We start from the raw sequence: 13,782 nt of genomic DNA on the forward strand, positions 1-13,782 counted from the left end.
ATGGTCGGATGTCCGGAGCAACCCATCAAACCATCCGCGTCGGATGGCGTGAGTGGGTGCGTATGCCGTCCGCGAACCTTCCGTGGATCAAGGCCAAGATCGACACCGGCGCCCGGTCCTCGGCCGTCCACGCCTTCGACCTCCACAGGTTCGAGCGCGACGACGAGCCGTGGGTGCGCTTCTCGATCCACCCCTGGCAGTCCAACGACGAGGACGCCGTGGTGCTCGAGCGCCCCGTCGTCGACGAGCGCCACGTCCGCTCGTCATCAGGCCACTCCGAGGAGCGCCTCGTCGTCGAGCTCGAGATCGTCCTGGCCCGGCGCCGGCTCACCACCGAGGTGACGCTGAGCCGGCGCGACGAGATGGGGTTCCGGATGCTCATCGGCCGCGAGACGCTGCGCCACGGCTTCCTCGTCGACCCGGCGGAGTCGTACCTCGGCCCGCGGCCCAAGGTCCACTTCCGGCGTCGCAACCGGGGACGCGCATGAGCCCCGTGGCCCGGCCGTCGTTCGCGATCGGCGGAGTCAAGATCCGTCCCGGCCAGTCCCGGGAGATGGGTCTGCCCATCACCAAGCTCGTCACCGGCGCGGAGGTCAGCCTCCCTCTGCGGGTGCTCCACGGCCGCCACGACGGGCCGGCCGTGTGGATCGACGCCGCCATCCACGGCGACGAGGTCGTCGGCGTCGAGGTCATCCGGCGCGTCCTCTCGACCCTGTCGGCCCGGACCCTGCGCGGGACGCTCATCGCCGTCCCGATCGTCAACGTCCACGGCTTCATGGCCGGCGACCGCTACCTGCCCGACCGTCGTGACCTCAACCGGTCCTTCCCCGGGTCCGCGCGCGGGTCGCTCGCCGGTCGGATCGCGCACCTCATGATGAGCGAGGTCGTCGACAAGTGCGAGGTCGGCATCGACCTGCACACCGGCTCGGACCGGCGCACCAACCTGCCTCAGATCCGGGCCGACCTCGACGACCCCCGCACCCGCTCCCTCGCCGAGGCGTTCGGGGCACCCGTGATGCTGCACGCCAAGCTGCGTGACGGGTCGCTGCGGGCCGCCGCCCGTGACGGCGGTGCCACCGTCCTGCTCTTCGAGGCGGGTGAGGCGATGCGCTTCGACCAGTGGGCGATCGAGGCCGGGGTGACCGGCGTCCTGCGGGTCCTCGCCGCGCTCGACATGGTCGACCCGGTCGCCGGCCCGACTCCCCCGCCCAGCCTCGTCAGCCGACGCAGCGGCTGGCTGCGCGCTCGTCGCAGCGGCATCGTCCACCTCGACGCGGCGATCGGCCAGCGCGTCGAGGTCGGCGCCCGGCTCGGCGGGCTGAGCGACTCCTTCGGCAAGACCCTGCGCCTGGTCAAGGCCGACCGGGCCGGCGTCATCATCGGCCGGACCACGGCACCGCTCGTCAACCGCGGTGACGCCCTGGTCCACATCGCCGAGATCGAGGGTGCCGAGCCCCCGGGCGTCCCCGACCACCCGGACGCCGCGGAGGCGTTCGACGCGCTCGACGAGATCCGGGTGTTGTGACCATGGCTGAGCGCGTCCAGTTCCCCAGCGTCTCCGGTGAATCCCTCGCCGGGCTCGTCGACCTGCCCGAGGGCGAGGTCCGCGGCTGGGGCCTCTTCTCGCACGGGTTCACCCTCGGCAAGGACTGCCCGGCCGCATCACGGATCTGCAAGCAGCTGGCCCGCGAGGGAGTCGGCATGCTCCGCTTCGACAACCTCGGCCTCGGCGACTCCGAGGGCGACTGGGGTAACGGCTCCTTCTCGCACAAGGTCGCCGACACCGTCCAGGCAGCCCGGTTCATGGCCGCGAGCGGGCGTCCGGTCGAGCTGCTCGTCGGCCACTCCTTCGGCGGCGCGGCCGTGCTCGCCGCCGCGGCCGACATCCCCGAGGCCAAGGCGGTGGCCACGGTGGCCGCGCCCTACGACCCGTCCCACGTCGAGCACCAGTACGACGCGGTCGTCGAGCGGGTCATCGCCGAGGGCGAGGCGCCGGTGACGTTCGGCGACAAGGCCCTCGTCCTGCGCCGCGAGTTCGTCGAGGACGTCCGACGTGCGCACCTGCGCGACTGCATCACCACCCTGCGACGCCCGCTCCTCGTCATGCACTCGCCGACCGACAACACCGTGGGCATCGCCAACGCGAGCGAGATCTTCAGGGCCGCGAGGCACCCCCGCAACTTCGTCTCCCTCGAGGGTTCGGACCACCTGCTCACCGCGCCCGGGCAGGCCAAGCGGGCGGCCCGCATCATCAGCGCCTGGGCCGACCAGTACCTCGCCCTCTGACCCGGCCACCCGCTGACCCGGTCAGCCGACGACCCGGTCACGCCCACCTCCGACCGGTGTGGGAGCGTGTGTGACCGTGGACACAGGTGCAGTGCTCGAGCTCATGAAGCAGGTGGCCGCGGAGGTCATCACCCCGCGGTTCCGCTCCCTCGCCGACGGTGAGGTGATCGAGAAGAACCCCGGCGACCTCGTCACCGTCGCCGACCGTGAGGCCGAGGTCCTCATCACCGAGGCGCTCAACGCGGCCTACCCCCACGCGGTCGTCCTCGGCGAGGAGGCCCACGCCGCCGACCCCAGCGTCCTCGCCCGCTACACCGCCGCCGACCACGCCTTCACGGTCGACCCGGTCGACGGCACGAAGAACTTCGTCCACGGCAACCCCGACCACGCCGTGATGATCGCCGAGACCAAGGGCGGCGAGACCGTCCGCGGCTGGATCTGGCAGCCCGAGCACGAGATCGCCTGGGTCGCCGAGCTCGGCGGCGGGGTCGAGCGCAACGGCGAGCGGATGACCCGTCAGCCGGTCGGTCAGGACGACGACCCGCGCGGCGCCACGTCGATCTGGTCGCTGCGCGGCCACGCGCTCCAGGACCTGCCCGCTCTCCAGCCGTCCTGGGTGTGCTGCGGTGTCGACTACCCCAAGCTCATCGAGGGGGCGGTCGACTTCATCCTCTACAGCCGCTCCAACGCCTGGGACCACGCGCCCGGCTCGCTCATGGTCACCGAGGCCGGCGGCCACGTCGGCCACCTCGACGGCGTCACCTACGGACCGCGCTCGACGCAGCCCGGTCTGGTCGTGGCCGCCGACAGGACGACGTATGCCGCCGTCGCCCGCCGCATGCCGCGGGACCTCACCTCGCGCTGACCGGACCGGTCCCCAGCCACACCCGCAACGGCAGGGTGACGAGGTGGTCCGGGCGGCGTTCGAGCAGCCGGTCGTCCTCGAGCACCGTCGTGTCCAGTGCGGGTCGGACCGTGACGCCGAGCGACTCCAGCGCTGCCGGGGAGTCCGCGGCGAGCAGCACGACCCGGCCACCCCGCTCCTCGAGGGCAGTCGCAAGGGTCGTCACAGCGTCCGCGAGGGCTACGGGGTCCTTGCGCAGCGCGCTCGTCGTCGACAGCGCCGCCCGCCCGCACTGACCGCGGACGACCTGGGGCCACTCGTTCGCCGCGCGTGAGTCGACGGCCACGACGACGTCCCGCTCGTCGAGCTGGCGGCAGATCCCCTCGACCGCGGCGAGCTCGCCGAGCTCCACCCGCTCGGACCGGTGCGGCCACGTCGCCATCGCGGTCGGGACGAGGGTCGCCGCGACGAGGGCCACCCCGGCGGCGATCGCGACCGCGACCGGAGCGCGGCGCGAGAGGTGGCGGACGGCATACGCGGCGGCAGCCACGCAGAGCAGGACGACGAACGGCAGGACGATGACGAGACGCCGCTCGGCCCACGGGTGGTCGGGCGTGATGCCGGGGCGCCAGAGCGTGAGCACGGTCGAGCCGGCTCCGACGAGCAGCGGGCCCGTCCACGACGGCAGCGGCTCCCCCTGCGTCCAGCACACCGTCGCCGTCCGCACGGCCCACGCGAGGGCCGCGAGCGCGATGACGAGGCCCGGCACGCCGACCCACCACGACAGCCAGGTGACGGTCTGCTCGGCGTAGGTCCTTCCGCCGTCCACGGTGAGGCCCTGACGGAGCTGGAGCCCGGCCACCACGCGCGAGCCCGGGTCGTCCGGGGACTGGCGCACCGTCTGCCAGAGCGGGCGGCTCGCAAGGAAGAGGCCGAGGAGCACGACGGCGACCCCGAGCGCGTTGGGCAGTACGCGCGAGATCCGCTGTGGCACACCGCCTCCGCGCCGCTGCCACCAGAGCAGGGCGGCGGCCGCCAGCCCCATGAGCACGCCGAGGCCGACGAGCGGCAGGAGGCTCGCGGCGATGGTGCCGAGGTACTGGTTCGACAGCCACAGCGCGGCGAGGCCGGCGAGGGCGGTCGACACCGCAGCACCGAGAAGGGTGGCGCGCATCCACCGCTGTCCCTGGGCCAGCGCGAGTCCGGCGACCGGGATGAGCAGGATCGACTCGCGCAGGCCGTCGATCCGGACGAACGCCGTCCCACCGATGAGGACGCCGGCCAGCAGGGCTGCCCTGCCGATCTCGCCGCGTGCGCTCCGGCGCGCCGCGACCGAGAGGGCGAGGAGGCCGCCGGCGAGGGTGATCGTCGCCAGCGGCTCGGAGTACGTCGAGCGCGCCGTGTGCAGCACCGGGAAGAGCAGCGCGACCCCTGCCGCAGCCACCGGCGACCAGCGCGGAGCACCGAACCGCGCGGTGAGCAGACCCATCGCGAGGATGCCGATGGCCGAGGCGAGGGCCGGTAGGAGCATCGCGCCGGACGGCCCACCGAGCCACACGCCGAGCGACCAGATGGCACCCGGACCGATGACGAACTGCGGCTGGACAGAAGGCTCCTCGTCGCTGCCGACCTCGTAGAAGGCCGGACTCGAGAGCGTGATCCCCTCGATGCCGAGAACCTCCGGGCCACCCGCCGAGGCCGCGTCGACGGGCACCACGCGACGGTGCGTCTCCGCCATCGAGATCGCCGTCTGGAGATAGCTTGCGGAGTCGCGCCTCGGCAGCACCTGCTCGGAGTGCGTCGCAGCAGTCCAGATGCCGGCGCCGATGCTCACCGCGGCCAGCAGCGCTGCGGTCCAGACGGGCAACGACCGAGCCGGTATGCCGCGTGCCCACCACCCGCACCCGGCCGCTACCACCGCGGCGAGCGGGAGGACGAGCCACGGGAACCAGGCGCCGAGCCCTGCGAGGACGACCGCAAGCAGGGACATGGCGACGACCCAGGTCGCTGCGCCCAGGACGATCGTCTGCAGCCAGTGGCCGGCGCCGCGTTCGAGGGTCGTCGTGGGCAGGTCGTCGTCGGCAACCAGCGGCGATCGGCTCATGATCGCCAACGCTATCTGCCGCGCCCCTCACCCTTGCGTCCGCAACTCCGGTGGCCAGGTGGTCATCGCGCCGGACGCAAGGGGCGCCGCCTACGCTCGACGTCGTGACCCGACCCGCCGACGTGCTCCAGCAGATGCTCCGCTCCGACTCCGCGAAGCCGCGCATCACCACCTACGACGACACCGAGGGACCGACGAGGGGCGAGCGGATCGAGATCTCCGCCCGGGTCCTGTCCAACTGGGTGAGCAAGGCCGCCAACGCGCTCCAGGACGAGTTCGACATCGCGCCCGGCTCGGTGGTCCGCCTCGACCTGCCGCCGCACTGGCGCACGACCTACTGGGCGCTGGCGGCGTGGTCCGTCGGCGCCACCGTCAGCCTCGACGACGGCGACAGCGACCTCGTGGTCACCACGGACCCCGATGCCGCCGCCTCCGTCGGCTCCCCTGCCGTCCTCGTCACCCTCGCCGGCCTCGCCCGCGGTGCCACCGTGCCCGTCCCACCAGGGGTCATGGACGAGGCCAGGGAGCTCAGCACCCACGGCGACCAGTTCGCGGCGTGGGAGGAGCCGGCCGGCGACGACACGGCACTCGTCGCGGGACGCGAGCGGACGGCATACGACGCGGTGGTCGTGCCTCACGAGGCCCACGCCGAACGCCGGCACCTCACCACGACGGACACGGCCGACTTCCTCGCCACCTGCCTCGCCCTGTGGGCGGCCGACGGCTCGGTCGTGCTCAGTCGCGGCGAGGCGCCGGCGGACGTCCTCGCGGAGCGGTCCCGGGCCGAGGGCGCCTCCGGCCCCTGACCGGCGCGGCTCCTCGACCCGGGAACGGGCTCACATCTGCTTCTCGATGGCCTTCCAGGTGAGCGTCGCGACGACACCGGTGGTGGCGATCCTCGCGCGCGTCTGGGCGGCCTTGACCGCGGTTTCGGTGGCGGGCCCGAAGACCCCGTCGGCGCCGATCCGCAGGGCGCGCTGGAGCGCCACGACGTTGGCGCCCTTCGACCCGCGCTTGGCCACCGTGCCCCAGTAGGGCAGGAGCGGGTGCTCGCGCAGCTCGAGCCGGGTCCACGTCGTGCGGTCGACCACGCCGGTCGCCGGGAGGCGCACCGACTTCTGGAAGGCCACGACCGCGGCCGTGGTCCGCGGCCCGAACGCGCCGTCGACGGCGATGCCGCCGAGGCCGGCCTGGAGGACCTTGACGGCCGTGCCCTTGGAGCCGGCACGCAGGACGAGAGCCTTGTATGCCGTGAACTCGGTCGTCAGCGCCGTGGCCGGCGCCGGGGCAGGAGCCGCCGGCGGGGTGATCGTCGTGGGCGTGCCTGTCGATGTCTGGCCCATGAGGGCGGCCCAGGTCGACGCCGCGACCACGCCGGTCGGGGTGAGGCCCTTGGAGCGCTGGTAGGTGATGACCCTGGTCTCGGTGCCGGGGCCGAAGGCGCCGTCGGCGGTGATGGCCAGCGCCTTCTGGAGCGCGACCACGGCCGGGCCGGTGGAGCCGCGCTTGAGGACGAGGGAGGAGAACTGGGCCAGCGGGTGGGCGGTCGGCGAGGTCACGGTGGTGCCGATGAGCGCCTTCCACGTCGACGCGGCCACGATGCCCGTGGGGCTGATGCCCTTGGAGGCCTGGAACGTCTTGACCTTGGTCTCCGTCCCCGGACCGAACGCCCCGTCGGCCGAGATCCCGAGAGCCTTCTGGAGGGCGACGACCGCCGCGCCCGTCGAGCCGCGCTGGAGGACGGTGTTGACGTAGGCCGAGAGCGGGCTCGTCGTCGTCGAGCTGCCGCCGTTGCGTGCCGGGACGAGACCGAGCTGGATCATCCGCGTCCAGGTCGCGTTGTCGAGCTGGCCCGTCACCGGGATGCTGCGGCGGGTCTGCCAGGACTTGAGCGTCGTCTCGGTCGTCGGGCCGAACTGGCCGTCCTTGGTGAGCCCGAGGATGCCCTGCGCCAGCATGACGTCCTTGTGGGTGTCGCCGCGCTTGAGCAGGGGGTAGCCGCTCGCCGTGAGGGGCGGCGTGACGACCGGGACCGGCGTGCCGGCGCTCGTCGTCGGACCGGTGTAGCGCACCTCGGTGAGGGCCTTGCCGGTCCACCACGACGTCTGCTTGTAGGCGCCGTCCCACGTGAACGAGATGTGGATGTGGTCGGTGTGGGGCGAGCTGCCCGTGTAGGCCGCCCAGCCGCGCGCGGGGTCGTAGGCGCGCCACATCTGGCGGTTCCAGATGATGTAGTTGATGCCGAACCGGCGGGCCATGGCGCCCGGCCGTCCCTGCGAGTCGGGCGCCGAGAGCCAGCGGGTGATCGCGTTGCCCAGGGCGAGGCCGTCCGCACTGTAGGCGTTGACCATCCAGTCGAGCGCGCGGCCCTCGCCGTGCTCGGCGGCGCACGTCCGGTTGATGCCGTAGACGTGCTTGCCGTAGTGGCTGTTGAGCAGCTGACCGAACGCCGTCGGGCCCGGCAGGTCACCGGAGAGGCAGCGGTAGCCAGCCTGGTACTTGGGAGCGATGTCCAGCTCGGCCGGCAGCGACTTCGTCGGCGGCGACGGCACCGCGGCGGCGACACCGGCGACGGCACTGCCCCCCGCGACGGAGAAGCCGAGCGGGATCGACAGCAGGGAGACGGAGACGGCACCGAGGGCGCGTACCGGTCCTCGGGTCGACGTGGCAGGCAGGGTGGCGCGCGTCAACGGAAGCTCCTCAGGGGCGAGCAGTAAGAGAGATGAACCGTGCCCGGCGAGACGTCACAGCCGTCACTCCAGACACGTTGGCTCGTCAGTTGTCCCATCCGTCACACTGGTTGCGCAAGTCAAACGGGTGAATTACACGCATGTACTTCGTCCGACCCCCCTCTTTCCCGAAGGATCTCCGGCATACCACTGCTCGTACGGGAGAATCCACGGCGCGTGTCGCGACCCCATGGCTCGACCGGACCACTGGACCCCCACCACATCGGCGCCCTCCACCACGCTGGTTAGAGTTCCCGCATGGACAAGGTCGTCTCCTCTGCATCCGCAGCCCTCGAGGACGTCCGCGACGGTGCCAGCCTGGCCGTCGGCGGGTTCGGGCTCTGCGGCATCCCCAGCGTTCTCATCGCCGAGCTGCACGCCAGGGGGGTGCGTGACCTCGAGGTCTTCTCGAACAACTGCGGCGTGGACGACTGGGGCCTGGGCATCCTCCTCGGCTCCAAGCAGATCCGCCGGATGGTCTCGTCGTACGTCGGCGAGAACAAGGAGTTCGCCCGCCAGTACCTCGAGGGCGAGCTCGAGGTCGAGCTCACCCCGCAGGGCACGCTCGCCGAGCGCCTGCGCGCCGGCGGCGCCGGGATCGCGGCGTTCTTCACGCCGACCGGTGTCGGCAGCCAGGTCGCCGACGGCGGCCTCCCCTGGCGGTATGCCGCGGACGGCACCGTCGCGCTCGCCTCACCTCCCAAGGAGACCCGGACGTTCGCGCTCGGCGGCGAGGAGCGCACGTTCGTCCTCGAGGAGGGCATCGCCGCCGACTTCGGCCTCGTGCGCGCCTGGAAGGGCGACCGCCACGGCAACCTCGTCTTCAACAAGTCCTCGCGCAACTTCAACCCGTTGTGCGCCATGTCCGGGCGCGTGACCATCGCCGAGGTCGAGGAGCTCGTCGAGCCCGGCGACCTCGACCCGGACGAGATCCACCTGCCCGGCATCTACGTCCAGCGCGTCGTGCCCCTCACACCGGAGCAGGCCCAGGACAAGCGCATCGAGAAGCGGACGGTCCGCGCAGCGACCGGCGAGGAGAACTGACATGGCCCTGACCCGTGACGAGATGGCGGCCCGGGCGGCCTCCGAGCTCACCGACGGCTCCTACGTCAACCTCGGCATCGGGCTCCCGACGCTGGTCCCCAACCACGTGCCCGACGACGTCGAGATCGTCCTCCAGTCCGAGAACGGCATCCTCGGCGTCGGCGCCTACCCGGCCGAGGACGCGGTGGACCCCGACCTCATCAACGCCGGCAAGGAGACCGTGACGACCCGTCGTGGCGCGAGCTACTTCGACAGCGCCACGAGCTTCGGCATGATCCGCGGCGGCAAGGTCGACGCGGCCATCCTCGGCGCGATGCAGGTCAGCGCCGGGGGCGACATCGCCAACTGGATGATCCCCGGCAAGATGGTCAAGGGCATGGGTGGGGCCATGGACCTCGTCCACGGCGCCAAGCGCGTCATCGTGCTCATGGAGCACGTCGCCAAGGACGGCAGCCACAAGATCGTCGACGAGTGCGACCTGCCCATCACCGGCCTCGGTGTGGTGCAGCGGATCATCAGCGACCTCGCGGTCATCGACATCACCGAGGACGGCCTCGTCGTCCGCGAGCTCGCCCCGGGTGTCACCGAGGACGAGCTGCGCGAGAAGACCGGCCCCGAGCTGACCTTCGCGCTCGACTCCTGAAGCGGACGCACCGAAACGGGTGCTGGACCGGGCCGTGGCCCTGTCCAGCACCCGTCTCGGTCGAGCACCCGTCTCGGTCGAGCACCCGTCTCGGTCGAGCACCCGTCTCGGTCGAGCCCCGCCCAGTCGGGCGAACTCAGTCCATCACAGCCTGCTGCAGCTGCCCGGCCACGAGCTGGGGCACGCTGCCCTCGCCGCCCATGACCGTGACGCGGTCCAGGCTGGCGCGCTTGTCGAGCTCGGTCGCGACCTCGCCCGGCACACCGGTGCTGCGGACGTAGAAGAGTTGTCGCCCGAGCTGTCCACCGGACAGTGCGTCCGCCAGGGCCGTCTGGGCACCCGACGAGGCGAGGACGTCCGTGCCGTCCACGCCGTTGCGCGTGCCCCACTGCGCGACGGCGACGGACACGGCATACCTCGATGTCCCTCCCAGCCGCGTCGGTGACGGGAGCTGGGCGACGACCTCGTCCGAGACGGAGGCGGGCCCACCCGCGACGACGGTGCGGCGCACGCGCAGGTCCGTGAGGGCCGCGCTCGTGGCACTCGACATCGAGGCCGGGGGCGAGAGCAGGATCGGCCGGTTGAGCGAGGTCGCCGGGCCGGACGTCACGAGGCCGTCGGCCATGGCCTCCGGCTTGCCGCTGGCGAGGAACACGTCCGGCGCGCCCGCGGGCGCGACCGCACGAGCGACGCTGGCCGCGACGGCGTAGCGGTCCTTGCCGCCGAACCGCTCGATCGTCGTGACGCCGAGCTCCCGGAGCTGGTCGAGCACGACCTGTCCCACGGATCCCTCACCACCGACGACGTATGCCGTCTGCACCCCTCGTCGGGCCACCTCGCTGCGCGTGGCCGACGGGAGGCCGGTCGTGTCGGTGAGCAGCAGGACCGCGTCCTTGGCCCGCGCCAGGGGCGCCGACACCAGGGCGTCGCCCATCGCGTTGTCGCGGCCGTTGGCGACGACGATGGTCCGGGCGCTCGAGTCGGCGACCCGGCTCGCAGCGGCGGCCACGTCGAAGCGGTTCGTCCCGCCGATCCGCGGCGGGCAGTAGCCCGGCGGGGCGCCGGCGGCGTCGCCCACGGTGACGGAGGTCTGCCACGGCGTCGCGATGCTCGTCGCACCCGTGCCCGAGGTCGCCGTCAGGGTCAGGGTGTAGCGGCCGGGCGGCGCGGCAGCGGTTCCGATGCGACCGTCCCACGTCGCTGCGAGAGCGGTGGACGACGACGTCCCGGTCCTCGTCGTGAGGACGGTGTCGGCGCACTCCGACCGGACCTCGAGGCGCCAGGAGAGCGTCTTGGACACCAGCGCGGAGATCTTCGTGCCGCCGGTCGAGCCGTAGGTCCAGGACGACCGGTCGCGCGAGGGTGCATAGAACATCGCGCCCTGCGCGGCCTTGATCCGGGGGCGCAGCGACTCGATCCGGTTGTAGAGCGCTTGGCCCGGGCACTCGGTCCCCTTGCCGGAGTCACCGAAGTCGCGGTGCCCGGAGACGTTGCGGAAGACCTTGGTCGGCGATCCGTCCGCGTCGGTGAGCGTCGTCGTCGAGGTCGGGTCGACGTGGGCCAGCCCGAGCTTCCACGCGAAGAGCGAGGTGTAGGCGGTCTCGACCGCAGCCGGCACCGCGGTCGACTCGTAGTTGCCGATCGCGGCCATGGCGAAGGAGTGGGCGTTGTAGCCCAGGGTGTGTGCCCCGACCACGGCGCGGTCCACGCCACCGGCGCGGCCCTCCCACATCCGGCCCCACTTGTCGACGAGGAAGTTGTAGCCGATGTCGTTCCACCCCAACGACTTCACGTGGTACGCGTAGATGCCCCGGATGATGCCCGGCACGTCTCCGCTCGCGTACGCGTTCGAGCCGGCCGTGTGGTGCACGAAGCCCACGTCGATCTGGGCGTAGTTCGGCGAGCCCTTGCGGATCGACTCGTCGGCGCCCCAGTCGGCGCGGGAGCGGATGGTGGGCTGCACGCCCGCTGCGCCGGCCGACGGCAGGGTCGACTGGCTGTCGGCGCCCGACGTGCCGGGGTCGACGAGCTCGACACGGAGGTCGCGCGGCACGCTCCCCGAGGTGGTCGCGACGCCGACCTGCACGTCGTCGACCTCGTCGCCCACCACCAGGGGGGCGCTGCCCAGGCGGACACCGGCAGCCTCCTCGGTCCCCTTGTCCGGGCCGTGGCTGTCGTCGACGTGGAGCTCCTCCCAGGCCGACCACCGCCCGTCTGTGCGGGTGCGCACCTGGACGTCACCGACGTCGCTGCCCGGGGTGGCCGCCTGGTCGTCCCAGGTGACACCGACGATGGCGCTGTCGCCGACCGGGATGGGAGCCGACAGGGCGGCGACGCGAAGCCGGTCGGCGAACGGCACCGAACCGGCGTCGTCCCGAACCCGGGAGTCGAGGCCGGTGAGGCGCACGGAGCGGTTCTCGGGGGCCACGGGCGACGGCTCGGCCGTCGTGGGCAGCATCGGGGCGACCGTCAGGGTCAGCGTGGCCGTGACCACAGCAAGGGCACGGCGGCGAACGGGCGTCGAGAGTGGGACGTGGAGCATGGCGGAAGCCCTCGCGTTGGGGGTAGTGGCCCGATCAGGCTACCCACCATCAGCCACATGTGCCTCTTTTGAACCACGAATCGCACTATTCACACTGACCACCCCGGATGGTCACCATCTTGAGACCCCGTGGGTGCCCACCCGCCGACGGCCCCCTCCGGAGACCGGAGCGAGGCAGTCAGGGGTGTTCGTCGGTGGCGTCGTCGCTGCTGTCCGCGACGGGTCAGCGCGTGGTGGCGAGACCGATGACGCGGTGCGCCACGCCGTCGAAGCGAGCCGGGTCGGTGACGTGGCGGCCGTCGACGATCGCCTTGAGGCCGGGGAGGTCGGCGGACGAGAGGTCGCGGTACTCGGCGTGGTCGGCCTGGACGACGGCGGCGTCGGCCTCGTCGCCGAGGTGGAACGGCTTCCAGCCGAAGCCCTCGATCTCGTCGTCGCTGTACATCGGGTCGTGGACGAGGACGTCGGCGCCCTTGGCCCGCAGCGCCTCGACGAGCGGGAAGACACCGGAGAACGCCGTCTCCTTGACGCCACCGCGGTAGGACGCGCCGAGCACGGCCACCCGGGCGCCGGCGAGGTCGCCGTGGGCGCCCTCGAGCAGCAGGGTCGCATGCGCCGGCATGCCCATGTTGGCCTCACGCGCCGCACGCACGACGGTGGCCTCGGGGTCGTTGAAGAGGTAGAGGCGCGGGTAGACCGGGATGCAGTGGCCGCCGACGGCGATGCCCGGCCGGTGGATGTGGCTGTAGGGCTGGCTGTTGCTGGCGTCGATGACCTGGTGGATGTCGATGCCGTTGCCCTCGGCGAACTTGGCGAACTGGTTGGCCAGGCCGATGTTGACGTCGCGGTAGGTCGTCTCGGCGAGCTTGGCCAGCTCGGAGGCCTCGGCCGACCCGAGGTCCCAGACGCCGTTGCCGCGCTCGAGGTCGGGACGGTCGTCGAAGTCGAGGACGGCCTCGTAGAACTCGGTCGCCTTGGCCGCGCCCTCGGGGCTCAGCCCACCGACGAGCTTGGGGTACTTGCGCAGGTCGGCGAAGACGCGGCCGGTGAGGACTCGCTCGGGCGAGAAGACGAGGTGGAAGTCCGTGCCCTCGGTGAGGCCCGACCCCTCCTCGAGCATGGGCTTCCAGCGGTTGCGGGTGGTGCCGACGGGCAGCGTGGTCTCGTAGGACACGAGGGTCCCGGGGGTGAGGTGCTCGGCGATCGAGGCCGTGGCGGAGTCCATCCAGTCGAAGTCGGGCTGCCAGGTCTCGTCGTTGACGAAGAGCGGCACGACGACGACGACGGCGTCGGCACCCGGGATGGCCTTCGAGTAGTCGGTCGTCGCGACGAGCTTGCCGGCGGGCACGAGCGTCGAGAGGCGCTCGTCGAGCTCGGCCTCACCCGGGAAGGGCTCGCGGCCCTCGTTGATGACGCCGACGAGGGCTTCGTTGACGTCGACGCCGACGACCTCGTGGCCCTTGCTGGCGAACTGAACGGCGAGGGGAAGGCCGATCTTGCCGAGGGCGACGACGGCAATCTTCACGAAGAACTCCTTGGATCGGGGGTCGCGGTGCTGCGCAACGCGGTGCTGGGCATCGCGAGCCATCG

General features: G+C 72.1%; 11 protein-coding genes. 7 read left to right on the forward strand and 4 right to left on the reverse strand.

The features are described from left to right. Positions 1-8: 8 nt before the first annotated feature. From LL946_RS01920 to LL946_RS01935, 4 genes are all read left to right on the forward strand, one after another. A complete protein-coding gene (locus tag LL946_RS01920) occupies positions 9-488 on the forward strand; it encodes an ATP-dependent zinc protease (protein ID WP_404384227.1) in 480 nt (159 codons plus the stop codon). After that, positions 485-1,525: a succinylglutamate desuccinylase/aspartoacylase family protein gene (locus LL946_RS01925; RefSeq protein ID WP_404384229.1), complete on the forward strand. Its 1,041-nt coding sequence runs from the start codon at positions 485-487 to the stop codon at positions 1,523-1,525. Before LL946_RS01920 ends, LL946_RS01925 begins: the two co-directional genes overlap by 4 nt. Positions 1,526-1,527: 2 nt before the next feature. After that, on the forward strand, positions 1,528-2,286 hold the full coding sequence (locus tag LL946_RS01930) for an alpha/beta hydrolase family protein (RefSeq protein WP_404384231.1): 759 nt from the start codon (positions 1,528-1,530) through the stop codon (positions 2,284-2,286). A 76-nt stretch (positions 2,287-2,362) separates the two neighbouring features. After that, the gene (locus LL946_RS01935; RefSeq protein WP_404384233.1) at positions 2,363-3,151 is read left to right on the forward strand and encodes an inositol monophosphatase family protein; all 789 of its coding nucleotides are present in this window, start codon (positions 2,363-2,365) and stop codon (positions 3,149-3,151) included. Here the strand turns inward: LL946_RS01935 and LL946_RS01940 are convergent. Next, the gene (locus LL946_RS01940) at positions 3,138-5,234 is read right to left on the reverse strand and encodes a hypothetical protein (protein ID WP_404384235.1); all 2,097 of its coding nucleotides are present in this window, start codon (positions 5,232-5,234) and stop codon (positions 3,138-3,140) included. The genes LL946_RS01935 and LL946_RS01940 overlap by 14 nt on opposite strands. Positions 5,235-5,338: 104 nt before the next feature. Between LL946_RS01940 and LL946_RS01945 the strand changes: the two genes are divergently transcribed. Beyond that, positions 5,339-6,040 (forward strand): TIGR03089 family protein, encoded by a 702-nt coding sequence (locus LL946_RS01945; protein ID WP_404384237.1) that lies wholly within the window; start codon positions 5,339-5,341, stop codon positions 6,038-6,040. Between the two features lie 30 nt (positions 6,041-6,070). Here LL946_RS01945 and LL946_RS01950 read toward each other — a convergent pair whose 3' ends face one another. After that, positions 6,071-7,924 (reverse strand): peptidoglycan-binding protein, encoded by a 1,854-nt coding sequence (locus tag LL946_RS01950; protein WP_404384239.1) that lies wholly within the window; start codon positions 7,922-7,924, stop codon positions 6,071-6,073. A gap of 297 nt (positions 7,925-8,221) precedes the next feature. Between LL946_RS01950 and LL946_RS01955 the strand changes: the two genes are divergently transcribed. Further along, entirely contained in the window at positions 8,222-9,007 is a 786-nt protein-coding gene (locus tag LL946_RS01955; RefSeq protein WP_404384241.1) for a CoA transferase subunit A, read from the forward strand. A gap of 1 nt (position 9,008) precedes the next feature. Next, complete coding sequence (locus LL946_RS01960; protein WP_404384243.1) at positions 9,009-9,650, forward strand: CoA transferase subunit B; 642 nt, start codon at positions 9,009-9,011, stop codon at positions 9,648-9,650. 136 nt (positions 9,651-9,786) lie between these two features. Here the strand turns inward: LL946_RS01960 and LL946_RS01965 are convergent, their stop codons facing one another. Together LL946_RS01965 and LL946_RS01970 are read right to left on the reverse strand one after the other, a co-directional pair. Next, a complete protein-coding gene (locus LL946_RS01965; RefSeq protein WP_404384245.1) occupies positions 9,787-12,192 on the reverse strand; it encodes a cell wall-binding repeat-containing protein in 2,406 nt (801 codons plus the stop codon). A 223-nt stretch (positions 12,193-12,415) separates the two neighbouring features. Beyond that, entirely contained in the window at positions 12,416-13,717 is a 1,302-nt protein-coding gene (locus LL946_RS01970) for a nucleotide sugar dehydrogenase (protein ID WP_404384247.1), read from the reverse strand. Between the last annotated feature and the right edge of the window lie 65 nt (positions 13,718-13,782).

The organism is Knoellia locipacati, assembly GCF_044791685.1.
GTDB lineage: Bacteria > Actinomycetota > Actinomycetes > Actinomycetales > Dermatophilaceae > Knoellia > Knoellia locipacati_A.

Coding starts and splice junctions, on each gene's coding strand:
- LL946_RS01925 (WP_404384229.1), top strand. CDS start 485: ATGAGCCCCGTGGCCCGGCCGTCGTTCGCGATCGGCGGAGTCAAGATC.
- LL946_RS01965 (WP_404384245.1), bottom strand. CDS start 12,192: ATGCTCCACGTCCCACTCTCGACGCCCGTTCGCCGCCGTGCCCTTGCT.
- LL946_RS01960 (WP_404384243.1), top strand. CDS start 9,009: ATGGCCCTGACCCGTGACGAGATGGCGGCCCGGGCGGCCTCCGAGCTC.
- LL946_RS01930 (WP_404384231.1), top strand. CDS start 1,528: ATGGCTGAGCGCGTCCAGTTCCCCAGCGTCTCCGGTGAATCCCTCGCC.
- LL946_RS01955 (WP_404384241.1), top strand. CDS start 8,222: ATGGACAAGGTCGTCTCCTCTGCATCCGCAGCCCTCGAGGACGTCCGC.
- LL946_RS01920 (WP_404384227.1), top strand. CDS start 9: ATGTCCGGAGCAACCCATCAAACCATCCGCGTCGGATGGCGTGAGTGG.
- LL946_RS01940 (WP_404384235.1), bottom strand. CDS start 5,234: ATGAGCCGATCGCCGCTGGTTGCCGACGACGACCTGCCCACGACGACC.